Here is a 24,580-nt window from a genome sequence, read left to right as displayed (position 1 = left end):
CCCCAAACCCTGGCCGCCCGCCGGCCTGACCGTCCGCGGGCCTGCCCCCTGGGTGCATTGATTGCGGTGGCAGACCGGAGCGTGCCGGGGTATCACCCGGAACAACGCCCGCCCGGGCTGCGCTCGCGGCCCTGACCAACTGACGGATCGTTGCCATGCCCGACGCCGGAGGTCTCTGTCGTATCGTCCTGGCTCTGCTCCCGCTCGCCCTTCCCATCGGCGCCGCCGCGACGTCGCCCGCCGCGCAGGCAGCGGCCCCGGGGCTGTTCGAGACGCCGGCCGATGCCTTTGCCGACGCCTTGCGCCATTCCACCGGCGCCCCCGCGCGGGCCGATCTGGGGCCGGACGCATCGGTCCGGCTATCCGGGGACCTGATCGTCGTGCCGCAGGACCAGGCGGCGCGGCTGCTGGTCCTGTGGAACCTGCCGGTGCCGCCGGATCTGGTCGCCCTGCTGCTCGGCCCGAAGGGCATGGACGCGCCGGGGATCATCCGCTTCGTCCCGGCCGGCTTCGTCGACGACGCCACCGCGGCCAGCTTCGCGGCGGATGACCTGCAATCCAGCCTTGGCGACACCGTCGCGCGGGGCAATCGCGCCCGCCTGCAACAGCACCTGCCGGCACTGGAGGTCCGCCGCTGGGTCCGGCCGCCGCAGTACGACCCGGCGGCACACCAGATCAGCTGGGCGGCGCTGATCCTGCCGACGACGGCGCCACTGGGCAGCGACGGCACCACCACCCTCAACGCCGTCGCCTTCGGCCGCCGCGGCTACATCAAGCTCTCGATGGTCACCAGCGTGCAGGACGCCGGGGACGCCGGGCAGATGTTCGATGCGTCCCTGTCCGGCCTGCAGTTCCGCCCCGGCGCCGCCTATGGCGATGTCCGGCCGGGCGACCGGCGCGCGCCGGACGGGCTGGCCGGCGCGCTGGGGATGGATGCGCTGCACAAGAAGCGGACCATGCTCGGCGCCTGGCTGCTGGACAACGTCACCGCCATTGCGAGCGGCTTCCTCGCCACCGTCGGCGCGCTGTCGCTGCTGGTGTATTTCCGGCGCCACCGCTACCTGGAATCCCGCCGCTGGTGAAGCAAACCCGCGCAATCCGGGACGGAAACGCCTATATCAGCGGGATGGACCTCACCGTCATTCCAGGCTCCCGCATCGTCGAGGTCGCGCGCCTCGCCTTCGCCACGCCGGACGTGGACTTTCTGTGCTTCGGCGAATCCGACCAGCCCAGCCCGGCCAGCGCCTGCGCCGCCGCCGTGCAGGCGCTGGCCGACGGCGAGACGCGCTATGCCGACGTGCGCGGCCTGCCGGCGCTGCGGACTGCGCTCGCCGGCTACCTGACGCGGCTGCACGCCAGGCCGGTGGCGGAGGGGCGCATCCAGGTCACCGCCTCGGGCATGGCGGGGCTGTCGATCGCCATGGCCGCGGTGCTGCGGGCCGGCGACCGGATGGTGGTGCATGACCCGATCTGGCCCAACATCCCCAACGCCGCCCGGCTGCGCGGCGCGGCGGTGGACCAGCTCGATCTGGTTGCCCAGCCCGATGGCGGCTTCCGGCTGGACCTCGACCGCCTGGACGCGATGATGGCCGGGGCGCGCGCGTTCATCCTGAATACCCCCGGCAACCCGACCGGCTGGACCGCCACCGGGGACGAGCTGCGCGCCATCCGCGACATCTGCCGGCGCCACGGTGCCTGGCTGCTGTCCGACGAGGTGTATTCGCGCCTGGTGTATGACGGGCGCGCGGCCGCGCCGTCGATGCTGGACCTCGCCGAACCGGACGACCGGATCATAGTCTGCAACAGCTTTTCGAAGACCTGGCCGATGACCGGCTGGCGCCTGGGCTGGCTGGTGGTGCCGGAGGGCGCCGCCGAGGCCTTCGTCAATATCGTCGAGGTGACGCATTCCGGCGTCGCGCCGTTCATCCAGCGCGGCGGGGTCGCCGCCCTGGGCGACGGGCCCGCGGTGGAGCAGTTCCGCGCCTATTGCGCCACCGGGCGCCGCCTGGCCGGCGAGGCGCTGACCGGGCTGAACGGCGTGCGCTACCGTCCGCCCGCCGGGGCGTTCTACGCGTTCCTTGCCGTGGACGGATTGCGTGATAGTCTCGACCTGGCGAAGAAACTCGTCACCCGCCACGGCGTTGCCGTCGCACCCGGCGTCGCGTTCGGGCCAGCCGGCGAGGGGTGGCTGCGGGTCTGCTTCGCGCAGTCGGCGGCGTTGATGGAACGGGCGATGCAGCGCCTGCGGGATGGCCTTCGGGCGGAGGTGGGATCATGAGTGAAGCCAACACGACATGCGGCGTCTGCGGCACGCCCGGGCGGCCGGCGTTCAAGGCACCGCAGCCGGAACTCGCGCCGGACATGGACATGCGGCCGGGCGAGCCGGCGCGCTCCACCCTGGTGGACTGGGTGCAGACCTGCCCGCGCTGCGGCGCCGCCGCCCCGGACCTGTCCGCCCTGCCCTCCACCGCCCGCGCGGTCGTGGAATCGGACGAGTATCGCGGCCTGACCACGAAGGGGGTGGAGGAGACCCTGCCCTTCCGCCGCTGGGCGCTGATCTGCGAACGCACCGGCGACCGCCCGCAGCAGGCCGAGGCCCTGTTGCAAGCCGCCTGGGCCGCCGACGACGCCGCGGCAATGACCGAGGCGGCACAACTGCGGACCGAGGTGGCGGCGCTGTGGGCCGGTGCCCAGGACATCGAGCTGGCCGTGCGCCGACTGGATGTGCTGCGCCGCGCCGGCCTGTTCAATGAGGCAGCGGCCTGGGCTGCGGACCTGGCGAAGCAGGACCTGGAGGAAACCGCGCACGCCATCGTCGCCTACCAACAGGCGCGGATCGCGGTGCGGGACATCGGCCGGCACCTGATCAGTGCGGCCCTGCCGCCGCCGTCGCATGCGCCGCACGTTTCGCACCGCAAGCGGGCGCAGACGGGGTTCTGGTCGCGTTTGCTGCGGAAGTAAGCCCGCGCTGCGGATGGTTTACAGCATGAACATCCGCAGGATCGACACCCCGAGCAGGGCCAGGCCGACCAGGCCAAAGCCCAGCGTGCCGTATGTCCCGAGCCGGTCGAGCACATTCAGGACCAGATACAGCACGATCATCGCCGAGCTTCCGGCTGCCAGGAGGAAGCTCGGGTTCGCCATCGACGCCGCGTGTTCGCGGAAATAGAACCGCACCACGAAGATCACGAACGCGACGACGAAAGGCAGCAGGATGACGCTGTGGGACATAAGCCGATCGGTCTCCGAGGAGTTGTGAACACGGCGGGCGGGTCCGAAAGCCGCTCGCCGCGTTCGCAGGGAATGGGTTGCTCCGGCGGTATAGAGACTGCGCCGCGCAGGCGCCACGATACTTTGGAGCCCGGGACGCACCGCATACGCCGTTGATGTCTCTTCCCGGTCAGCCTGCCGCAGCGTCCCCGCGGGCGCGTCGCGGGCATGACCAACAAGCAACGCCAACAGGCATGAGCGTGTCGCGCATCCCGCCAGTGCCGCCGACCGGAAATGCCGCCCCTGTTGGACGGGGCGGACGGCCCTCGGCCTTTCGGCTCGCCCCGGTCCTCCAGGGTTGGAGGGAATGGCATAGGCGCTAACTTATACCATCCCGCCGAAAAATGGCTCCATCCATCGCACAGTAAGCCTGTGATATTGGCTACATCTTCGCAGTCGGGATGGGTGATTCTTTAGGCGGGTTGGCATTAGGCGGCCGGACGCGGCGCACTGTCCCGTCGTCATGGCGGCTATCCGGGACAAGCCCGGGCACAGGCTCCGGGCCGCCAAGCCACGAAGTTAGCGCCTATAGGAGGGAATGGGGGCCGTCTGCGGCGCGTGCGCGGACGGTTCCGGGCGATGCCGATGCCGCTCGTCAACGATCCAGCCCGCCAGACCTTGCTGATCGTGGCAGGACGATAAGCCGGCGGCTCTTCCGGCATGCCGCATACGGTCAGCATTCCTGGCGGCCGGCGCCAAACCTGATGGGACGGCATCGAAATTAACTAAATGTTAATCCATTGCCGCCTAATCAGCAAGGCATGTGATTCCGAGGTTAGAATGACATCCGCACGCCCACGCCTCATGCCCGCCATCCGCTCGATCAGCCACAGCCTGCACTTGGCAACCGCCTCCGCCGTGCTGGCCGTCGCCGCCCTGCTGACCCTGATCTACACCGTGGAAAGCGGCCGGCTCGAGGACGCCCGGGTGACGACCCTGCGCTCCATGGTGGAAAGCGCGGCCGGCGTGGCAACGGCGTACGACAAGGCGGAACAGGCCGGCCAGATGACCCGCCAGGAGGCGCAGCAGGCGGCCATGACGGCCATCAGCGCCATGCGCTATTCCGGCGCGGAGTATATCTACATCCTCGACAGGCAGAACCGGATGGTGATGACGCCGGCCAATCCGGAGCTGATCGGCAAGGACGTCAGCAGCCTCAAGGACACCACCGGCAAGCTGTTCATCCTTGCCATCGCCAACCTTGTCCATGCCCGGGGCAGCGGTGTCGTCGACTACAGCAGACCGCAGGTTGGTTGAGACACGGCGACGGCGCACCTCGCTCGTCATGGCCCGGCTTGTCCGGGCCACCTGTCGCGGCACACGTGCTGGAATAGGTGGCCCGGACAAGCCGGGCCATGACGATGAAGACGGGCCGTCTGCGTCCCAACTACTAGGGAGACGGTCAAACGCCTGCCACTCGGCGCAAAGAATCCTTATAGAATTCAGCATGTTATCGCGACCGCGCCATGCTCAAATGGCGTGCGTTTGGCCGTCTGCTTAATAACCTGCGGTCTGCTGTAGTTGTGGCCCCGGGCGGGCGGGCACACGCCGCTGCGCAAGCTCGCTTATGTCCAGGGCTTCCACCCCTGGGGCTGGACCATCGTCACCGGGGTCTATGCCGACGACCTGGATACGGCCCGCCTCCACATCGCGATGACGCTGGCCGGGCTGGTGATCTGGCGGCTCGGGCGCAGCGTGGCACGGCCGGTGCAGAACCTGGTACTGGCCACCGATTGGCTGTCCCGGGGCGAGTTCGACAGTCCGATCCCCGGCCACGACCGTGCCGACGAGCTTGGCACCCTGGCGCGGGCGCTCGAGGTGCTGAAGGCCAATTCGATGGCCCGGGTGCAGCTCGAGCAGAAGGCGGCCGAGGAACGCGCGGCGAAAGACCGGCGGCATGCGGCGATGAAACGCTTCACCGCCGATTTCGCTGCGGTCATCTCCGGCGTGCTGGGCCGCCTGGCCGGGGCGGCGCGGACGATGTCCGAGACGGCGCGGGAAATGACCGACGCCACCGAGCAGACCCGCGCCAGCGCCGCCCGCACCGTGGACAGCGCGGCCACGTCATCGCGCGACCTGTCGACGATGGCGGCGGCCACGGCCGAGCTGTCCGCCAGCGTGGGCGAGATCGCACGCCAGGTGGCGCACGCGACCGCGGCGACGCAGGACGCCGTGCGGCGGGCATCCGACAGCAACGCGAAATTCGTCCAGCTGGCGGAGATGGCGGAACGCATCGGCGCCGTCGGCGGCGTGATCTCGGCCATCGCCGGACAGACCAACCTGCTGGCGCTGAACGCCACGATCGAGGCGGCGCGCGCCGGCGAAACCGGGAAAAGCTTCGCCGTGGTCGCCGGCGAGGGGAAGGCGCTGGCCACCCAGACGGCACGGGCCACGGCGGACATCATCGACAGCGTCTCCTCGATCCGCACCGCGACCCGGCAGACCGTTGCCTCCATGGACGAGGTGTGCGCCGCCATCGGCGATATGGACACCGTTTCGGCCGCCATCGCCGCGGCGATCGAGCAGCAGAACGCGGCGACCCGGGAGATCTCGGCCAATGTCCATAGCGTGGCTCTTGCCGGCGACCGCACCGCGGCGGACATGACCGAGCTGGCGAAGATCGCCGACGCGACCGGGGCGATGAGCCGGGACGTGCTGGCGTCGTCGGACGAGCTGGGGGCGGTTGCCGACACCCTGCGCGCCGAGGTCGATCATTTCCTCAGGGCGATGACGCAGGACAACGCCGATCAGTGGCGCTATGAGCGGGTTCCGGGCCGGAACGCGCCGGCGACGCTGATCGCCGGGCCGGCGCGGCGCATCCCGGCGGTGATCGACAACCTCTCCCGGTGCGGCATCGCGCTGCGCTGCACCTTCATCGCCGAAACCGGGGTCGAGGTGCAGGTCGCGCTACCCGGATCGGGCGGTCCGGTCGCCGGCCGGGCGGTCCGGTGTGGCGCGGATCTCGTGGCGATCGCGTTCCGGCAGGACGAGGCGACCCTGTCGCGGGCCGAGGCCGCGGTGGATGCGATCGCATCCGGAAACTCGTGGACACAGGCTGCCTGAACCCGGCGGCTGGCCGGGCCGGCATGCCGCACGGCTGCCGGTCGCGCGGCATGCCGATCGGCCGCCGCCGCCGGCGACGCGCCGCGCCAAGCCCTGCCGGCCGATCATTGCTGCCCCGGACGAAGCGACGGACGGTCTTCATACTTTGTTAATAATTGGAGGCGTACCGTCGCGGCATGAAACGGCTATTTTGCCTCGATGGAGTGCGGGGGCTCCTGGCCGTGTATGTGTTGCTCGGTCACATGGCGCCCTTCGCGGTCTTGCCCGGCTGGGCAGAGAGCGTCGTGTCGCACGGCGGCGCCGCGGTGGATCTGTTCTTCATCCTCAGCGGCCTGGTGATCGCGGCGTCGCTGCAGCGGTTCCACTGCCAGGCGCGGCCGTTCCTGATCGCGCGGGTGGCGCGGATCTTCCCGGTGTTCCTGCCGGTGTTCGCCTTCGCGGTGGTGTTGCAGGCCTGGCCGTGCGGCTTCAACCACATGCCCTGGATCGGCCCGACGGGCGCGGCGCGCTCGATCTGCAGCGGCGCCTGGCCATCGACCTGGGCGGCCGAGATCGCGGCGCACCTGACGATGACACATGGGCTGTTCCCGAACGGCGTGCTGCCGGATGTCTGGGTGAGCTTCCTGGGCTCGGCCTGGAGCCTGGCGACCGAGTGGCAGTTCTACCTGCTGGCTGTGCTGGTGGCGGCGGATGATCGCCGCCTGGTGCGGGTCCTGCTGGCGCTGGCGCTGGCCGGCGTCGCCTGGCGCCTGGCGCCGGACGCCTGGCAGTTCAGCCGCGCCTTCCTGCCCAACAAGGCGCACCTGTTCGCCCTGGGCGTGGCCAGCGAGGCGCTGGTGCAGCAGCAACCGGGCGCGCTGCGGCGCTACGGCGTCGTCCTGGGGCTGACCCTGGCGGTCTGCGCAACACAGTCGCCAATCGGCAAGGTCCTGCCGCCGCTGGCGTGGACGCTGTGCCTGCTGATCGAGACGCACGAGCGGTTCCCCGGCTTCCACCAGGCGAACCGGCTGCTGCGGAGCCCGACGCTGGCGTACCTCGGGGCGATCTCCTATTGCGTGTACCTGGTCAACGAGCCGATCCACAAGCTGGTCGGCCTGATGCTGAGCCCGCTGGCAGGCGGCAATGCCGTGCTGTTCACGCTGGCCTGGATTCCGCTGGCGATCCTGTTGCCGATCGGCGTGTCGGGGTGGCTGCACCGGTATCTCGAGCTGCCGGCGCTGCGCTGGGGGCATTCGGTGGCCTATACCTGGGCTGCCCGAGGGATGGCGCGATAGCGGCGGGGGCCGATGGCCGTGGCTCGCCGGGCCATGACGACAGAGAGACGACCTCGCGCCGCCTTCGGGCTTGCCCGGCCGCGGCTTATCGTTTCGGAACCAACGGCGATGGCGGTATGGTGAGGCGTCCGCAGTTGTCACATGAAGGGGAGCGTAAGCATGGAGACCGCGATGGCGATGACCACCGTTGCCGGACGGGAGCGGGCCGAGGCGCTCGCGGAGCAGCTCATCGTGGCGGAACTCGCTGCGTGCGTGCAGACTGCCGAGGTGTCCAGTGTGTACCGGTGGCAAGGCGAGGTCCAGAAGGAGCGCGAGTTCCTGCTTCTCATCAAAGGGCGCTCCGACCTGTTCCCCAGGCTCCGGACGTTCATTCTGGACCGCCACGACTACGAGTTGCCCGAGCTCATCAAGCTCGGCATCGTCGACGGCAATCCGCGGTATCTTCAGTGGCTGCTCGGCGCCTGACGGCCGGCTGGGCCGCGCGTCCGGTCATCCCGGCAGGCTCGGTTGTTCCGGCTGGTACCCGGGACAGGACCGCCCGGGAAGGGGCCGCCTGGGAAGGGGCCGCCTGGGAAGGGGCCGGTCACACGCTCCGGCTGGCCATCCACGCCTCCTGCTGGTGTCAGCATCGCAGGCGTGGATGGCAGCTCTTCGCCGCCATGACGATCAGGGCGGATCGCCCCTCCTGGAGCGGCGTCCCAACCTGCCGGCGTGTTGCTCCAGCACAAAGCGTGCTGTCTGCAGCCCGTTCGGCGAACGGCACGGTGCCGCTGATCCCGGCTTCGATGTGCATGGCACCGAACGTGCGCCCCCTGCGCCGCTCAGCCTTTCAGCTGCCGCTGGCGGATTGCGAGGGATTGACCCGTCCTCTGCCTGCCTGTCCGTGCTTCGGTGGGACTCGTTCTGTAGACCGGATTACGACGAAACCAGCCGCACCGACGAGACCGCGTCGTTGTCGATGCCGAAGTTCTGAACAAAGGAGTAACGGCCAGGGCCGAGAACTTCCCCTTGCTGGAACTGGAAGTTGATGTCCTTGAAGAAGGCCCAGTGTCCGCTCACGATGACAAAGCTGGACAAGACATCATTCCAGGTGCCGTTTACGTTGGTGCCTACGCCGCCGAGCGCGAGCTTGGTAAAATCTGCCGTGCTATCGAAAACATGCGTATGCAGCCCTCCGAAATCGGCATCCACGAACATTATCAGTTCAGCCATATTCATCTCCCATCAGTGATTTCTGCATTGCCCCCGACTTGTCCGGGAGCACGGCTCCATACCACCCGGAAGCCCGGCGACGTATGATCTACTTCACACAGCACACGGACGTTTCATGCCGCCCCTCCTGTTCGAAAATGATTGGAAAGAACTGGCAAATAATCGAATCAGGTATTGTCTTGAATGTCGGTAACCTCCAGGGCTCTTGTTGGATTCAGGGGTGGTGGGACGCTTCACCGCCCATCCGGAACCCGGCAGGACTCTCGAAAACCGCAACCGAGCGCCCTGGCAACGATCGGCGCGTGGCCGACAGCACGTTCGAAGGTCCTGTTCACCACCGGCCCATCTGCGTTCATCTGCGTTCATCTGCGGTTCCTGAATCAGCGTGGCGGCGGGAGGGATGTTCCAACGCGTGCGTGCTGCTCCGAAGGAGAAATGGAACCGCAGATGAACGCAAATGCAGCGGGGCTGTTGCCGCAGCGGGGGCGCACGTCATCCGACAGGGCAGTGTCGTGGACCTTTTCAACACGGTTCCGGTTGGATTTCGGGGCCGTGGAACGCCTGACCCGACCACCCCGGAACCCGGCAAGAGCCACTCCCAGGGCATGTTTGACTGCATTCCTCATTCGGAAGCGACCGATAATCCGGGCGCCGCCGGCATAGCCGGTCCATGCCGTCGGTTTGATCGGCCGCGCCGGCGGCAAGCGCATGGCCGGATCGGGGAACGGGCCTGCCACAACGGCAACACCCGCACCAACCCACGCGCTGTCCCCCTGATCCTCAGAGGCCCTCAGCGGTGCTCCGTTCGTCTCTGTGCGAACAAAAATACGCCATCAACCACACTGTCCTCGCCGGGGGAGCACAATCCCGGGCCGCGGCCGTGCCGGAACAAAAGCCCCCGCTCACTCATCCAAAAACACCCTGCGACGCCAATTTCCAACCAGACGACACACCGCTCCCGAACTTCAGGCTCAACTCAGCCGAACAGCTCTCATGGCTATGCGGACTGACACTACTCCCTGTCAGCTCAACGGCGCGCAACCGTTCCGGGCGGCGATGCCGGAACCAGGGGGCGCCGCCCGGACGATGATCCGGACGGCGTCTCAACCAGGCCGCCTTTCCCGCGGCCCTCGCCCGATCAGGCCGCCTGATGCCGCAGGTCCCACTCCTCACGGGTGATCCAGGCTTCCAGCACCTTCACGTGCTCGGCTTCCTCGTGGACGAATTCCTTTGCCGCCGCAACGATGTCGGGATCGGTCGCGGTGCCGGCCATGGAGTAATAGAACTCATAGCCGCGCTTCTCCCCGCGCAGCGCGGCCCGCAGCGCATCCAGCCGCGACATCGCGGGATCGCCGACCCACAGGTCGGTGCGCTCCGGCGTCACATGGTCGGGCCAGACGTAGTCGGGCGGAAGCTGCACATGCGCATCGACCGCCGCCGCCCGCTTCTGCGCCTCGGCCAGGTGCAGGCGCGAGAATCCGGCCAGCTGCGCGAACAGCTTCGCCACCGCGTCGTTGCCGACCGCCGCCATCGCCTTGGCCAGTTCGTCGAAATGAATTGCCGCGTCCTCCTCCACCTTGATCGCCAGGCTGAGGAACTCGTCCACCGAAGCCGGCTTCAGGCCGCCCTTGTAGATTTTCGCCGCGGTGGACAGATGCGGCGCCTGCGCCGGCAGGGTCTCGTCGCCCTGGAAGCTCACCAGGATGTCCTCGTTGCGGACGAAACACTGACAGGCCAGGCGGTGGCGCGGCGCGATGTCGTTGACCTCGGCGTCGTGGATTTCCTCTCGGGTGATCTTGCCGAGTTGCCGTAGGCCTTCCTTCTCCTTTTCGGTCAGCGCAATGGTGGTTTTCCTGGTCGGGTCGAGGGTCTTCACCTCCACCAGGCACGACCCGCACTCGCCGTCCTGGCAGTCGAACGGAATCGGAATCTTGTGGGCCTTCGCCACGCCCAGGATGGTTCCCCGGTCGCCCGCGACGGCATACACGGTCACGTCGCGTGCCATCGAAGGGGAGGAAAACGTCACGTTAGTCACTGATACGCTCCTGTTCTGTCTCGGGTGGTGGTTGGCATGGAGGCATGTCGGCGCGAGGGCAGCCCTCGCCCACCGATGTCGGGCCGCCGGCCAGGCCAATCCAGGCGGCCACCAGGTCGCGGTCGAACCCTGCCATGGTGATCTTGTCGCTCTCCAGTAACGGCCGCCGGATCAGCAGCGGATCCGCCATCATCGCCGCCAGCGCCTCGGCTTCCGTCATCGTCTCCGGCCGCACCTCGCCCCGCTTGATCCGTGGCGAGGACTGGTTGAACCAGGCGCTGACGGGCGTATCGCCGAAGAACGGGCGCAGCCGCGCCGGCGTCCAGGCTTCGGCCAGCAGGTTGCGCACGTCCAGCACGTGACCGGAGGCGCGCAGCACCGCGATCTGCCGCGCGTTGCCGGCGCAGCCGGGCTTGCCCCAGAACGTTACATGAGCCATCGGGTCAGCTCCTGCGGCAGCGCCAGCCGTTGCGGCTGCCAGACCATGTGCAGCGCGGCCAGCGTCGCGGCGGCGATGCCGGCGGCGCGTGGGCACAGGCCATGGCACTGGCTGACCTCGAGCCGCGGGTCGATCTCCAGCAGGCGCATGCCGGCGCGCACCGCGCTGCCGCGGCGCACCAGCCCGCGCAGGCGTCCATCCAGCGGCGCCGCGACCTGCATGCCGTCGCACAGGCCGATGACCGCGCCGGCCGCGACCGTCTCGCCGATGTCACGAAAGGTCCACCAGACGCCCGAGCGGGGCGCATGGCCGAACCGCTCCGCGCCGACGCCGCCCAGGATCGAGGCGTGGCCCGGCGCGGGCCTGGTGCCGCCCTGCGTCACGATCCGGCCGACGACGTCGGGTTCCGTCTCGACGGCGACGTCGACGCAACCGCCGGCGGTGAAGCCCGGCCCCAGGCCGATGGCGAAGCACAGCGCGCCGCGCAGGTCCGGGCTGTTCGGCCGCCGCCGCATGCGGGCGTCGATCACCCCGGCGACCAGCGTCGGATCCAGCAGCTCGCGCACCGGCAGTGCGGTGACGCCCAGCCGGATATCCGGCGCCAGGTCGAGCGGACCGTCCACCGCATAGGCCGTGACGCCGTCGATCCAGGCGGACCCGTGCTCCAGCGCGTCGTCGAACGACATGCCGCGGCGCAGGGCCGGCAGGTCCGAGTCGCGCGCCAGCAGCGCCGCGATGCCGGCGCCGGCCAGGGCGTGGCCGACGGCGGAGGCGACGTCATCCGTGCCGAGCACAAGGACCGGCTTTGGCCTGAGGCACGGCACGGTCTGCCCAAGGTCGTTCATCGTCCGGTCTCCGTCTCGTTCCGCCTGTCTGCCGGCGGCAGGGCCGTTTGCCTGGTGCCATTCAACTGGTACTATCAAGCTGGTCTTATTCGACTGGTGCATTGCTTGCCTAGCAAGCTTCGGGCCATCACCGGGAAACGGCTTGACGGGCCGGACGGCGGCACCATGTGCCATCATGCCAGGCGTCATCCATGTAAGGATTCAAACAAAACCTGTTGGAATTCCGGCCCAACCATGCTGCACTGCGTTCCGGCATTGCCAGGGCGCGTTACGTCCGTATCTTAACACTTTCAGGTTCGCCGTGTCGGAAGCCCGACACAGCGGGGGATGGATCAGATGGTGCTCATGCAAGACACCGCCGCCATTACGGCACATGAAAGGCTATCCGCCCGCGCCGATCTCGCGCTGCTGGGCATCTACGAGATTTCCAAGCTGCTGTGCGGGCCCGGCAGCCTGCAGGACGTGCTGTCGGGCACGATGTATGTGCTGCACAGCTTCCTCGACATGGGCAACGGCGTCATCGCCCTGATCGACGCCGACGGCGAGCTGGAGGAGGTCTTTTCGGCCTCGCACAGCACCGCCATGGCGCGGCAATATTTCTCTGCCATACCGGAAAAGGCCATCGGCCAGATGATGGTCACCGAGATGCCGGTGGTGATCGAGAACGTCGCCCGGGACAAGAGCTTCGGCGACTGGGACACCAGCCTTTGGGGCGAGGGCGGCAACAACTACGCCTTCATCGGCGTGCCGATCCGCGACCGCGGCCACGCCATCGGGGTGATGGTGATCGACCGCGCCTGGATGCGCCTCGGCGACGTTCGCACCGACGAGGAAGTGCGCTTCCTGAAGATGGCGGCGAACCTGATTGGCCAGACCGTGCGGCTGCACCGCATGGTGATCCGCGACCGCGAGCGCCTGTTGGAAGACCAGCGCCGCATGGAAAAGGAACGCGAGGCCCTGCTGCCGCCGGACGGCCGCCGCGCCGCCGGCTCCCCCATCATCGGCGAGAGCGGGCCGGTGCGCGACGTGCTGGACAAGGTGCGCATGGTGGCCCGCAGCAACGCGCCCGTGCTGCTGCGCGGCGAATCCGGCACCGGCAAGGAACTGTTCGCGCAGGCGCTGCACGAGGCCTCGCCGCGGCACGACAAGCCGTTCATCAAGCTGAACTGCGCCGCCCTGCCGGAGAGCGTGCTCGAGTCCGAACTGTTCGGGCACGAGAAAGGCTCGTTCACCGGCGCCGTGGCGCAGCGCAAGGGCCGGTTCGAGCTGGCCGACGGCGGCACCCTGTTCCTGGACGAAATCGGCGAGATCTCCGCCGCGTTCCAGGCCAAGCTGCTGCGCGTCCTCCAGGAGGGCGAGTTCGAGCGTGTCGGCGGCACGCGCACGCTGAAGGTCGACGTGCGCATGGTCAGCGCCACCAACCGCAACCTGGAGGACGCGGTCTCCAAGGGCACCTTCCGGGCGGACCTGTACTACCGCCTGGCGGTGGTGCCGATCTTCCTGCCGCCGCTGCGCGATCGGCCGGGCGACATTCCGCTGCTGGCGCAGGAATTCCTGCGGCGCTTCAATGCCGACAACAAGACGCGCATCGCTTTGGCGCCGTCGGCGGTGTCGGTGCTGCAGTCCTGCTATTTCCCGGGCAATGTCCGCGAGCTGGAGAACTGCATCCGCCGCACCGCCACCCTGACCCACGGCGACCGCATCACCGACCGCGACTTCGCCTGCCACAACGACGGCTGCCTGTCGGCGGTGCTGTGGAAGCACCATGCGCCGCGGACGCCACATGCGCCGCACGCCGCGGCCCAGCCCGTCCCGCCGCCGGCGCCGTCCCTGCCGGTGCTGAACGACCCAGCGACCTGCGCCTCGGCCGCGACCTGCAAGGCGTCGCAGGGCGGCGGGAAGACCGAGTATGAGCAGCTGTTGGAGGCGATGGAACGCTCCGGCTGGGTGCAGGCCAAGGCGGCGCGCATCCTGAACCTGACCCCGCGCCAGATCGGCTACGCGCTGCGCAAGCACAACATCCCGATCAAGAAGTTCTGAGGCGGCAGTCGCCATACGGTGGCGGCGGCATGCGATCGCCGGGAATGATCGGACGGGGTTTTTCAGGGCCTGCCCCGGATACCAACTGGTATTCGCACCGGTGGCACGGGTGGACGCGCCGACCGAATCACACAAACGTTCCTGGTCGCACCGGACACTCAATGATCTATGTCATACGCGGGCTGGCCTCGCTGCGGCACGAGCGCGGTCCCATCCTGAAGGCTCCCTCCCGTGACCAACGCCCACGAACCGGCCACCCCATCGCCAACACCATCGCAGCACGAGCCTGCCTCCGTCGAAGCGCCGCAGGACGCGTTCGATTTCCTGTTCTCGACCGTGTTCCGGGTTCAGTACGCGCCGGACTCCGCTCCGGCGTCCGAGGGCCCTCGTGGCGTCCCGCCTCCGCCCGCGGGGATGACCACAGCGTCATGAGGCAGCAGCCCCGGCGCCGCGGCATCCCGGCGCACCGGACGGGGCCAGGGACTGCCCCAGGCGTACCAGGACGAGGCCGGAGCAAGGTCGTCCCCTTATCGTTGTGGTCGGACGTGCCCCGGCCATCCGCCCCGAGCCGTTGAAGCGCGGACAGCCGGGGCCGGCATCCGGCCGTGACGGAGAGAGAACGGCCCACGCAGCACCCCGACAATCCCGTGTCATGACCGTGCCAAAGTCGAACGTTCTCCGTCGGCGTTGCGACATCGATGTACGACTTCCCACGCGCGCGAGCCGCCGCGTTCCCGGACAGGTGCCTGTATTGGCGGTAAACCTGGTCTGGCACGCCATTTGCTGTGCCCCCTCCGTCCCCCGCCGGCGGAAGGAGCAGACCATGGCGCAGATCATCCCACTTGACAGCCTGAAGCAGCCGATCGGCGTCGAGGCCATGCGCGCCGAGCTTGCCGGTGGCTGCGCTGCGTCAAGCTGCGGGTCCTCCGACGGGCCGGCGGACATGGACCCCGCGGTCTGGGCGAAGGTCAAGGACCATCCCTGTTACTCGGAAGAAGCGCATCATTACTTTGCCCGCATGCATGTGGCGGTGGCGCCGGCCTGCAACATCCAGTGCAACTACTGCAACCGCAAATACGATTGTTCCAACGAAAGCCGGCCGGGCGTGGTTTCGGAAAAGCTGACGCCGGAGCAGGCGGTGCGCAAGGTCGTCGCCGTCGCCAACGAGGTGCCGCAACTGTCGGTGCTGGGCATTGCCGGACCGGGCGACGCCTGCTACGACTGGAACAAGACAAAGGCGACATTCGACGCAGTTACGTGGCAGATCCCGGACATCAAGCTGTGCCTGTCCACCAACGGTTTGGCGTTGCCCGACCATGTGGACGAGATCGCCGCGATGAATATCGACCACGTGACGATCACCATCAACATGGTCGATCCGGAAATCGGCGCGCGGATCTATCCCTGGATCTTCCACGACCACCAGCGCTGGTTCGGCGTCGAAGCCAGCCGGATCCTGCATGAACGCCAGATGCTGGGCCTGGAGATGCTGGTCGCGCGCGGGATTCTGGTGAAGGTCAACTCCGTCATGATCCCCGGGATCAACGACCGGCACCTGGTCGAGGTGAACCGGGTGGTCAAGGCCAAGGGCGCCTTCCTGCACAACATCATGCCGCTGATCTCCGACCCCGCGCACGGCACGCATTTCGGCCTGGCCGGCCAGCGCGGACCCACGGCGGCGGAACTGAAGGCGCTGCAGGACCAGGTTTCCGGCGGTACCAAACTCATGCGCCACTGCCGCCAGTGCCGCGCCGACGCCGTCGGCCTGCTGGGCGAGGACCGCGGCCAGGACTTCAACATGGACAAGCTGCCGGAAAGCGTGGACTACGACCCGTCGAAGCGCGCCGCCTACCGCGCCGTGGTGGCCGACGTGCGCGGCGAGCATGTCGCCCAGAAGGCGCAGGCCGCGGAAACCGTTGCCGCCGCCGGGGCCGACGAGAAGGTCCTGGTTGCGGTTGCAACGAAAGGCGGCGGCCGCATCAACCAGCATTTCGGCCACGCCACGGAATTCCAGGTCTACGAGGTCTCGCCGGCCGGCATCAGCTTCGCCGGCCACCGCAAGGTGGAGCAATACTGCCAGGGCGGCTGGGGCGAGGACGCGACGCTGGACGGCGTGCTGGCCGCGCTGGAGAGCGTGGCGGCCGTACTGTGCGCGAAAATCGGCGACTGCCCGAAGGACAGCCTGGCCACCGCCGGAATCGTTGCTTCACACGATTACGCTTACGAATGGATCGAGGCGGGTATCGCCGCCTGGTACGCCGCGGCCCATCCCGCCGCCGTGCGTCTGACTGCCTGAACCCCAAGGAGATAGTGACATGGCCTACAAGATCATCGGTTCCCAGTGCACTGCCTGCGGCGCCTGCGAGTTCGAGTGCCCGAACGGCGCGATTTCCACCAAGCGCGGCACCTACGTCATCGACGCCGCGCTGTGCAACGAGTGCGAGGGCCACCATGCGAAGCCGCAGTGCGCCTCGGTCTGCCCGGTGGACGGCACCTGCGTTCCGGCCTGATGCCACGTGTCCGAGTCGGCGGAAGCGCTGGACTGGACCGGGCAACCCATCGTTTGCGCCGCCTGCCCCCACGCGGGACAGGCGGTCTGCGCACCCGGGAAATCCTGCGTCAATGACCGCGTCGCCCGGCGCATCGAACGTTTCTTCATCGATAACTGGGCACTGGCGGACGACTGCCTGGAGCATCCGTATTTCGAGGTGCGCGCCCTGGCGGGCCGGTATTGCAGCGTCTTTCGTTTGCAGCGCCTGGCGAACGATCCGGAACCGGAACCGCGTGCCTCGGCCGCCCTGCGCCTGCCGTTGCCCCGCGCCCTGGCGATGATTGCCGACCCGGATCGGCGTGTGCGCGTCGCGCTGGCCAGCCGCCTGAAAGGCCAGCCGCAGCTGGACATGGCGCGCGACCCGGACGGCTGGGTGCGCATGGTGGTGGCGCGCCGCCTGCCGCCGGAACTGCTGGTCGTGCTGGCCAACGACGTCGATTCCGAGGTGCGCCGCATCGTCGCGCGCCGCATGATCCTGTCCGCCCTGCCCGCCATGGCCGGCGATCCCGAGCCGATGGTGCGGCTGGAAGTCGCCGAGCGCCTGCCGCCGGCGCAACTGCACCTGCTTGCCCGCGATCCCGACATGCGGGTTCGTTTCACCGTCGCCGAGCGTATCGACGTCGATTCGCTGGACGCGTTCCGGGATGACCCGGAGTCCGTCATCCGCGAACTGGTCGCCGCGCGCCTGGCTTCTGTTGATCAAGAGGAAGAAACGCATGAGCCTGGGACGTGAGGAAGAGATCGAGGTTTACAAACCGCCGCTGTTCCGGCCGGGCGCGAAGGTTTACGCCCGCTACCAGGTCCGCAACGACGGCACCATGGCCGGGCGGGAAATCGGCGAGATCGTCGTGAAGAAGGGCGATGTCGGCTATGTCCGCGACATCGGCACGTATCTGCAACGCTACTACATCTACGCCGTCGAGTTTATCGACCGTGGCTCGGTCGTCGGCATGCGTGGCCGGGAACTCGGCCTGTTTGCAGCCAGGGAAGCAACATCATGAAGGTTATGATCCGCCAGTCCGGCAATGTCCTGTCCGCCTATGTGGCGAAGAAGGACCTTGAGGAAGCCATTGTCGAAAAGGAACATGAAACGCTGTGGGGCGGCTGGGTGAAGCTTCGGAATGGCTGGGTGCTGGACCTGCCGGCGATGGACCCGGCGCCGCGCCTGCCGATCACCGTGAATGCCCGCAAGCGCGGTGAAGAGGACTAGCGTGGATTTCGCCGACGTAACCGCCGGCATTGCCGAGCGGCTGAAGAGCGGCACGCTGCTGCCGTTCCTGGGGCCGGGGGTCACCGCGTTGTCGGAGACCACCGTTCCGACCTCGCACGAAGCTTTGGCGGCGTGGCTGGGATCGCGGGTCGCCCTGCCCCGCCGCGCCCGCGGCAATTGCTGGGCGGCGGCGCAGTATATCGAAAGCTTCAGGCACCGCGTGACGCTGGACCGCATGATGGCGGACGCCTTCGCGCATCCGGTGCCGCCGACGCCGCTGCACCAGGCGATCGCCCGCCTGGCGCCGGCGATGGTGGTGGACACGTGGTACGACGCGGCGCTGCGCTCGGCCTTTGCCGGGCGGTCCGACTGGGGCGAGATCCAGGCGGCGTCTCGCGCCGCGCCCGGAGAAAACCGCTGGTACCGCGCGTATGATTGCACCGGGACGGAATGCGCGCCGGCGATGGCGGATGGATGGCGCACGCTGATCTACAAGCCGCATGGCTGCGTCACGCCGTTTTCGAATTTCCTGATCTCGGATGCCGACTATGTCGAGGTGCTGACAGAGATCGACATTCAGACGCCGATTCCCGACACGGTGAAAACCCGGCGCGCCGGTAGCGGATTCCTGTTCCTTGGCTGTCGCTTCCACGATCAGTCGTTGCGCACCTACGCGAGGCAGATCGCCAAGCGCTCGGGCGGCGGGCATGTCGTGGTAATCGACGGCGAGCTGTCGCGTAACGAGGAGCGGTTCCTGCTGGAACTGGATGCCAGCGTTGTCCGCCGCGACCTGGCGGGCTTTGCGGCGGAGCTGGCTGAACGTCTGTAAAACCGTCTCCGGTTGCTGCATCGCGGCCGGGACCATTGCTTCCTCGTCATGGCCGGGCTTGTCCCGGCCATCTGCGTTTCGACGGTGGACGGCCGGGGATTTCTCATGTGCACACGGCGGGTTTTGACCCGCCCGACAACGAGTGTTGGCCCGTTGTCGCACTCCGTACACGAATGTCACGACGTCCAACCTGAAAAACGCCTGGATTTCCGCGGGTTTTTCACTTGGCACGGTGCTTGCTGTCACCCTTCTGCGTTCGTCAGGGGTGTCGGGTCGGTTCCCGGCATCGATCATCGCAAAGGGAACAACCATATGGGCAAGCTTCGCCAGATCGCCTTCTACGGCAAGGGCGGCATCGGGAAATCCACCACCTCACAGAACACGCTCGCGGCCCTGGTCGAACTCGACCAGAAGATTCTGATCGTCGGCTGCGACCCGAAGGCCGACTCGACCCGTCTGATCCTCAACACCAAAATGCAGGACACGGTGCTCAGCCTCGCTGCCGAAGCCGGATCGGTCGAGGACCTCGAACTCGAGGATGTGCTGAAGGTCGGCTATCGCGACATCAAGTGCGCTGAATCGGGCGGTCCGGAGCCGGGGGTTGGCTGCGCCGGCCGCGGCGTCATCACCGCCATCAACTTCCTTGAGGAAAACGGCGCCTATGACGACGTCGACTATGTCTCCTATGACGTGCTCGGCGACGTTGTCTGTGGCGGGTTCGCGATGCCAATTCGCGAGAACAAGGCGCAGGAAATCTACATCGTCATGTCGGGCGAGATGATGGCGCTGTATGCTGCCAACAACATCGCCAAGGGCATTCTGAAGTACGCGCACTCCGGCGGCGTCCGCCTGGGCGGGCTGATCTGCAACGAGCGCCAGACCGACCGCGAGTATGAGTTGGCCGAGGCGCTGGCGAAGCGAATCAACACCCAGCTGATCCACTTCGTGCCGCGCAACAACATCGTTCAGCATGCCGAACTGCGCAAGATGACGGTGATCCAGTACGCGCCGGACTCCGCCCAGGCCAACGAATACCGCACGCTGGCCAGAAAGATTCATGCCAACGCCGGCAAGGGCACGATCCCGACGCCGATCACCATGGAAGAACTGGAGCAGATGCTGCTCGACTTCGGCATCATGAAGAGTGACGAGCAGGCGCTGGCCGAGCTGCAGGCAAAAGAAGCCAAGGCGGCAGTAGCTGGCTAATCCTCGGGCCGCCGCGAAAACCGTGCGGCGGCCAAGTTTCTTCCGGCGATCAGGAGAGCCGAGATGACTTACGATGACGAAACAGAGTATCAGAACGACGGTGCATTACACCAACAGCTGATCGCCGACGTTCTCGCGCAGTATCCCGACAAATCGCGCAAGCGGCGCCAGAAGCACCTGTCGGTGGCAAAGCCGGCCGATGCCCCGGAAGCCGAGGCCGAGCGTCCGGTGACCGACTGCGACGTCAAGTCGAACATCAAGTCCATTCCGGGTGTGATGACCATCCGCGGCTGTGCCTACGCCGGATCGAAGGGCGTGGTGTGGGGCCCGGTGAAGGACATGGTCCATATCAGCCACGGCCCGGTCGGGTGCGGCCATTATTCCTGGTCACAGCGCCGGAACTACTACACCGGCCACACCGGCGTGGACAGTTTCGTGACGATGCAGTTCACCTCCGACTTCCAGGAAAAGGACATCGTCTTCGGCGGCGACAAGAAGCTCGAGAAGCTGATCGACGAGATCAACGAGCTGTTCCCGCTGGCGAAGGGCATCTCCATCCAGTCCGAATGTCCCATCGGCCTGATCGGCGACGACATCGAGGCCGTTGCTCGGAAGAAACACAAGGAGACCGGCAAGACCATGGTGCCGGTCCGCTGCGAGGGATTCCGCGGCGTGTCGCAGTCGCTGGGCCACCACATCGCCAACGACGCGATCCGTGACTGGGTGCTGGACAAGAACGACATCGAGCTGCAGCCCGGCCCGTACGACGTCAACGTCATCGGCGACTACAACATCGGCGGCGACGCCTGGGCCAGCCGTATCCTGCTGGAGGAAATCGGCCTGCGGGTTGTCGGCAACTGGTCCGGTGACGCAACGCTGACAGAAATGGAGCGCGCGCCGAAGGCCAAGCTGAACCTGATCCACTGCTACCGGTCGATGAACTACATCTGCCGGCACATGGAAGAGAAGTACGGCGTGCCGTGGATGGAATACAACTTCTTCGGCCCGAGCCAGATCGCCGACAGCCTGCGCAATATCGCCGCGCACTTCGACGAAACGATCCAGCAGAACGCCGAGAAGGTGATTGCCAAGTATCAGCCGCTGGTCGATGCAATCCTGGCAAAGTACAAGCCGCGCCTGCAGGGCAAGAAGGTGATGCTGTACGTCGGCGGCCTGCGCCCCCGCCACGTGGTTGACGCCTATCACGATCTGGGCATGGAAATCGCCGCGACCGGCTATGAGTTTGCCCACGGCGACGACTATCAGCGCACCGGTCATTACGTCAAAGACGGCACGCTGATCTATGACGACGTGACCGGCTACGAGCTGGAGAAGTTCATCGAAGGCATCCGCCCCGACCTGGTCGGCTCCGGCGTGAAGGAGAAGTATCCGACGCAGAAGCTGGGCATTCCGTTCCGGCAGATGCACTCCTGGGACTATTCCGGCCCGTACCACGGCTACGACGGGTTCGCGATTTTTGCCCGCGACATGGACCTGGCGATCAACAACCCCGTCTGGGGCCTGTTCAAGGCGCCGTGGAAGAAGGCGGCCTAGGCCGCGGTAAAGGATCATTTCGATGCCACAGAGTGCAGAAAAAATCCTGGATCACGCCCCGCTTTTCAAGGAGCCGGAGTATCAGGAAATGTTCGCCCGCAAGCGTGCCATGGACGGCATGCCTTGCGCCGAGGAAACCGCGAAGGTTGCCGAGTGGACCAAGAGCTGGGAATACCGCGAGAAGAACCTGGCGCGTGAAGCCCTGACCATCAATCCGGTCAAGGCCTGCCAGCCGCTCGGCGCCGTGTTCGCCGCCGCCGGGTTCGAAAGGACCCTGAGCTTCGTGCATGGCAGCCAGGGCTGCGTCGCCTATTACCGCAGCCACCTGTCGCGGCACTTCAAGGAGCCGTCGTCGGTCGTTTCTTCCTCGATGACGGAAGACGCGGCGGTGTTTGGCGGCCTGCAGAACATGATCGACGGCCTGGCCAACGCCTACAAGCTGTACAGCCCGAAGATGATCGCCGTTTCGACCACCTGCATGGCGGAAGTCATTGGCGACGACCTGCAGGCGTTCATCTCCACCGCCAGGCAGAAGGGTTCGGTGCCGGAGGACTTCGACGTTCCCTACGCGCACACCCCGGCCTTTGTCGGCAGCCATGTCGTTGGCTACGACAACATGATGAAGGGCATCCTGGAGAACTTCTGGAAGGGCAAGACCGCGACGCCCGGCGAGAAGATCAACATCATTCCGGGCTTCGACGGCTTCGCTGTTGGCAACAATCGCGAGCTGAAGCGGATCCTGGACATGATGGGCGTGGACTACACCCTGCTGTCAGACGTTTCGGATACGTTCGACACCCCGTCGGACGGCGAGTTCCGGATGTACGACGGCGGCACCACGCTGGAGGACACGGCGGCGGCGGTCAACGCCAAGGCGACACTGTCGCTACAGGAATACTGCACGCAAAAGACGCTGGAATACGCTGAATCCTTCGGCCAGGCGTCCGCCAGCCTGCACTACCCGATGGGCGTTGCGGCGACCGACGAGCTGCTGATGAAGCTCTCCGAGCTCAGCGGCAAGCCGATCCCGGATGCGCTGGAGAAGGAGCGCGGGCGCCTGATCGATGCGATGGCGGACAGCCAGTCCTGGCTGCACGGCAAGAGCTACGCGATCTTCGGCGATCCGGACTTCGTCTATGGCATGGCGAAGTTCATCATGGAGACGGGCGGCGAGCCGCGTCACTGCCTGGCGACGGCCGGCACCAAGGCCTGGGCGGAGCAGATGCAGGAACTGTTCGCTTCCTCGCCATATGGTGCGAACTGCCAGGTGTGGGCCGGCAAGGACCTGTGGCACCTGCGCTCGATCATCGCGACGGAGCCTGTGGATTTCCTGATTGGCTCGTCCTACGGCAAGTACCTGGAGAAGGACTGTAACACGCCGCTGATCCGGCTGAGCTTCCCGATCTTCGACCGCCACCACCACCACCGCTTCCCGACCTGGGGCTATCAGGGCGGCCTGCGGGTGCTTGTTGCGATACTGGACAAGATCTTCGACAAGCTCGACAGCGACACGGGCGAAACCGGAGCCGACATCTCCTTCGACCTGACCCGCTGAACCACGGCGGCGGGTGGCCTGTGCTGCCCGCCGTTTCCTGCCTGTGCCGGGAGTGTCTCCATGAGCGAAGCCCTGAAAGCCCGCATTGCCGACGTGTTCAACGAACCGAGCTGCGACAAGAACCAGGCGAAGGACGCGACGGAGCGCAAAAAGGGCTGTTCCAAGCCGCTGGTTCCCGGCGCCGCCGCCGGCGGCTGTGCCTTCGACGGCGCAATGATCGCGCTGCAGCCGCTGACCGATGTGGTGCATCTGGTGCACGGTCCCCTCGCCTGTGCTGGCAACGGCTGGGACGGCCGGCATTCGGCCAGTTCGGGTTCCAGGTTGTTTCGCACCGGCTTCACCACCGACATGTCCGAAATGGACATCGTCATGGGCAACGGCGAGAAGCGGCTGTATCGCGCCATCAGGGAAGCGATCGCCCGGCACAACCCGCCCGCGGTGTTCGTCTATGCCACCTGTGTCCCGGCGATCATCGGCGACGATATCGACGCCGTCTGCAAGCACGCGACCGAGAAGCTGGGCACGCCCTGCATTCCCATCAACGCGCCTGGGTTCGCGGGATCGAAGAACCTGGGCAACAAGCTCGGCGGTGAGGCGCTGTTCGAGCACGTGATCGGAACGATCGAGCCGGAGGTCGTCACCGGCGCCGACATCAACGTCCTGGGCGAATACAACCTGTCCGGCGAATTCTGGCAGGTCCGCCCGTTGCTGGATCGGCTTGGCATCCGCGTCCATGCCTGCATCACCGGCGACGCGAAGTACCGCGATGTCGCGTCGTGCCATCGTGTCGGCCTCAACATGATGGTCTGCTCGACCGCGCTGATCAACGTCGCGCGCAAGATGCAGGAAAAATATGGTGTTCCGTATTTCGAAGGCTCGTTCTACGGGATAGGCGACACGTCTGAATCCCTGCGCATGATCGCGCGGATCCTGGTCAGGCGCGGTGTCGACGCATCGTTGATCGACCGCACCGAGGCGCTGATCGCGACCGAGGAAGCCCGCGCCTGGGCCCGCATCGAGCCTTACCGCGCCGCGCTGCAAGGCAAGAAGGTGCTGCTTTACACCGGCGGGGTGAAATCCTGGTCAATCGTTGCAGCCTTGCAGGAAATCGGCATGGAGATCGTCCGTACCTCCGTCCGCAAATCCACTGATGAGGACAAAGACCGGATCAAGGTGCTGATGGGCACTGACGCCCACATGGTAAACACCATTCCGCCGCGCGAGATGTACGCGATGCTGAAGCGCGGCGACGCCGACATCATGCTGTCCGGCGGACGCAGCCAGTTCACTGCGCTGAAGGCGAAGACGCCCTGGCTCGACATCAACCAGGAACGCCACGTTGCCTACGCGGGATACGACGGGATGGTGACGCTCGTTGCTGAACTGCACCGCTCCCTGACCAACCCGGTCTGGCAGGAATTGCGGCGCCCTGCCCCCTGGGAAGTCACCGACCGCGAGGCGGAACGCACCGCCCTGCTCGAATCCGCGTGCTGAGGG

General features: G+C 66.8%; 23 protein-coding genes. 18 read left to right on the top strand and 5 right to left on the bottom strand.

Going from position 1 to position 24,580, the window contains the following annotated elements; translation table 11 throughout:
• Positions 1-155 precede the first annotated feature (155 nt).
• Genes CCS01_RS07615 through CCS01_RS07605 form a run of 3 tightly spaced genes read left to right on the top strand, consistent with a single transcriptional unit; the run spans position 156 to position 2,961 of the window.
• Positions 156-1,082: a DUF2167 domain-containing protein gene (locus CCS01_RS07615; RefSeq protein WP_104518230.1), complete on the top strand. Its 927-nt coding sequence runs from the start codon at positions 156-158 to the stop codon at positions 1,080-1,082.
• A complete protein-coding gene (locus CCS01_RS07610) occupies positions 1,079-2,278 on the top strand; it encodes a pyridoxal phosphate-dependent aminotransferase (RefSeq protein ID WP_239992041.1) in 1,200 nt (399 codons plus the stop codon). Before CCS01_RS07615 ends, CCS01_RS07610 begins: the two co-directional genes overlap by 4 nt.
• On the top strand, positions 2,275-2,961 hold the full coding sequence (locus CCS01_RS07605) for a hypothetical protein (protein WP_104518229.1): 687 nt from the start codon (positions 2,275-2,277) through the stop codon (positions 2,959-2,961). The genes CCS01_RS07610 and CCS01_RS07605 overlap by 4 nt, the downstream gene beginning before the upstream one ends.
• An 18-nt stretch (positions 2,962-2,979) precedes the next feature.
• On the opposite strand, the gene CCS01_RS07600 is transcribed toward CCS01_RS07605, so the two are convergent.
• Positions 2,980-3,231 (bottom strand): hypothetical protein, encoded by a 252-nt coding sequence (locus CCS01_RS07600; RefSeq protein WP_104518228.1) that lies wholly within the window; start codon positions 3,229-3,231, stop codon positions 2,980-2,982.
• An 819-nt stretch (positions 3,232-4,050) separates the two neighbouring features.
• Between CCS01_RS07600 and CCS01_RS07595 the strand changes: the two genes are divergently transcribed.
• From CCS01_RS07595 to cutA, 4 genes are all read left to right on the top strand, one after another.
• Entirely contained in the window at positions 4,051-4,527 is a 477-nt protein-coding gene (locus tag CCS01_RS07595) for a cache domain-containing protein (RefSeq protein WP_158258274.1), read from the top strand.
• Between the two features lie 264 nt (positions 4,528-4,791).
• Positions 4,792-6,333 carry a methyl-accepting chemotaxis protein gene (locus CCS01_RS07590; protein ID WP_104518226.1) on the top strand — a complete coding sequence of 514 codons (1,542 nt, stop codon included), beginning with the start codon at positions 4,792-4,794 and terminating at the stop codon, positions 6,331-6,333.
• 176 nt (positions 6,334-6,509) lie between these two features.
• On the top strand, positions 6,510-7,607 hold the full coding sequence (locus CCS01_RS07585; protein WP_104518225.1) for an acyltransferase family protein: 1,098 nt from the start codon (positions 6,510-6,512) through the stop codon (positions 7,605-7,607).
• A 159-nt stretch (positions 7,608-7,766) separates the two neighbouring features.
• Entirely contained in the window at positions 7,767-8,072 is a 306-nt protein-coding gene (cutA, locus tag CCS01_RS07580; protein ID WP_158258272.1) for a divalent-cation tolerance protein CutA, read from the top strand.
• Positions 8,073-8,522: 450 nt separating this feature from the next.
• Here cutA and CCS01_RS07575 read toward each other — a convergent pair whose 3' ends face one another.
• The 4 genes from CCS01_RS07575 to CCS01_RS07560 all read right to left on the bottom strand — a co-directional run bounded on the left by CCS01_RS07575 (position 8,523) and on the right by CCS01_RS07560 (position 12,138).
• Positions 8,523-8,819 (bottom strand): beta/gamma crystallin-related protein, encoded by a 297-nt coding sequence (locus CCS01_RS07575; protein ID WP_158258271.1) that lies wholly within the window; start codon positions 8,817-8,819, stop codon positions 8,523-8,525.
• A 1,138-nt stretch (positions 8,820-9,957) separates the two neighbouring features.
• Positions 9,958-10,854: a 2Fe-2S iron-sulfur cluster-binding protein gene (locus CCS01_RS07570; protein WP_104518222.1), complete on the bottom strand. Its 897-nt coding sequence runs from the start codon at positions 10,852-10,854 to the stop codon at positions 9,958-9,960.
• A complete protein-coding gene (locus CCS01_RS07565; RefSeq protein ID WP_104518221.1) occupies positions 10,847-11,293 on the bottom strand; it encodes an ArsC/Spx/MgsR family protein in 447 nt (148 codons plus the stop codon). The genes CCS01_RS07570 and CCS01_RS07565 overlap by 8 nt, the downstream gene beginning before the upstream one ends.
• On the bottom strand, positions 11,281-12,138 hold the full coding sequence (locus CCS01_RS07560) for a hypothetical protein (protein WP_104518220.1): 858 nt from the start codon (positions 12,136-12,138) through the stop codon (positions 11,281-11,283). Before CCS01_RS07560 ends, CCS01_RS07565 begins: the two co-directional genes overlap by 13 nt.
• A gap of 336 nt (positions 12,139-12,474) precedes the next feature.
• On the opposite strand from CCS01_RS07560, the gene nifA reads away from it, so the two are divergent.
• The 11 genes from nifA (at position 12,475) to nifE (ending at position 24,577) form a co-directional block, all read left to right on the top strand.
• Complete coding sequence (gene nifA / locus CCS01_RS07555) at positions 12,475-14,178, top strand: nif-specific transcriptional activator NifA (protein WP_204848170.1); 1,704 nt, start codon at positions 12,475-12,477, stop codon at positions 14,176-14,178.
• Positions 14,179-15,001: 823 nt separating this feature from the next.
• The gene (gene nifB, locus CCS01_RS07550; RefSeq protein ID WP_104518219.1) at positions 15,002-16,474 is read left to right on the top strand and encodes a nitrogenase cofactor biosynthesis protein NifB; all 1,473 of its coding nucleotides are present in this window, start codon (positions 15,002-15,004) and stop codon (positions 16,472-16,474) included.
• A 19-nt stretch (positions 16,475-16,493) separates the two neighbouring features.
• Positions 16,494-16,688: a 4Fe-4S binding protein gene (locus CCS01_RS07545; RefSeq protein WP_104518218.1), complete on the top strand. Its 195-nt coding sequence runs from the start codon at positions 16,494-16,496 to the stop codon at positions 16,686-16,688.
• A 6-nt stretch (positions 16,689-16,694) separates the two neighbouring features.
• Positions 16,695-17,462, top strand: coding sequence for a 4Fe4S-binding leucine-rich repeat protein (locus tag CCS01_RS07540; RefSeq protein ID WP_104518217.1), 768 nt, complete (start codon positions 16,695-16,697; stop codon positions 17,460-17,462).
• Positions 17,446-17,730, top strand: coding sequence for a nitrogen fixation protein NifZ (locus CCS01_RS07535; protein WP_104518216.1), 285 nt, complete (start codon positions 17,446-17,448; stop codon positions 17,728-17,730). The genes CCS01_RS07540 and CCS01_RS07535 overlap by 17 nt, the downstream gene beginning before the upstream one ends.
• On the top strand, positions 17,727-17,939 hold the full coding sequence (gene nifT, locus CCS01_RS07530; RefSeq protein ID WP_104518215.1) for a putative nitrogen fixation protein NifT: 213 nt from the start codon (positions 17,727-17,729) through the stop codon (positions 17,937-17,939). Before CCS01_RS07535 ends, nifT begins: the two co-directional genes overlap by 4 nt.
• A gap of 1 nt (position 17,940) precedes the next feature.
• Positions 17,941-18,768 carry an SIR2 family NAD-dependent protein deacylase gene (locus CCS01_RS07525; RefSeq protein ID WP_239992039.1) on the top strand — a complete coding sequence of 276 codons (828 nt, stop codon included), beginning with the start codon at positions 17,941-17,943 and terminating at the stop codon, positions 18,766-18,768.
• 312 nt (positions 18,769-19,080) lie between these two features.
• Positions 19,081-19,974: a nitrogenase iron protein gene (gene nifH, locus CCS01_RS07520; protein WP_104518213.1), complete on the top strand. Its 894-nt coding sequence runs from the start codon at positions 19,081-19,083 to the stop codon at positions 19,972-19,974.
• A 63-nt stretch (positions 19,975-20,037) separates the two neighbouring features.
• The gene (gene nifD / locus CCS01_RS07515) at positions 20,038-21,528 is read left to right on the top strand and encodes a nitrogenase molybdenum-iron protein alpha chain (protein ID WP_104518212.1); all 1,491 of its coding nucleotides are present in this window, start codon (positions 20,038-20,040) and stop codon (positions 21,526-21,528) included.
• A gap of 22 nt (positions 21,529-21,550) precedes the next feature.
• Positions 21,551-23,083: a nitrogenase molybdenum-iron protein subunit beta gene (gene nifK, locus CCS01_RS07510; protein WP_104518211.1), complete on the top strand. Its 1,533-nt coding sequence runs from the start codon at positions 21,551-21,553 to the stop codon at positions 23,081-23,083.
• A gap of 60 nt (positions 23,084-23,143) precedes the next feature.
• Complete coding sequence (gene nifE / locus CCS01_RS07505; protein WP_104518210.1) at positions 23,144-24,577, top strand: nitrogenase iron-molybdenum cofactor biosynthesis protein NifE; 1,434 nt, start codon at positions 23,144-23,146, stop codon at positions 24,575-24,577.
• The last annotated feature ends 3 nt before the right edge of the window (positions 24,578-24,580 follow it).

It is taken from the genome of Rhodopila globiformis, from assembly GCF_002937115.1.
GTDB classification, from domain to species: domain Bacteria; phylum Pseudomonadota; class Alphaproteobacteria; order Acetobacterales; family Acetobacteraceae; genus Rhodopila; species Rhodopila globiformis.
Note: the sequence above shows the minus strand (reverse complement) of the source record. Positions and strands in the feature narration are given on the sequence as shown.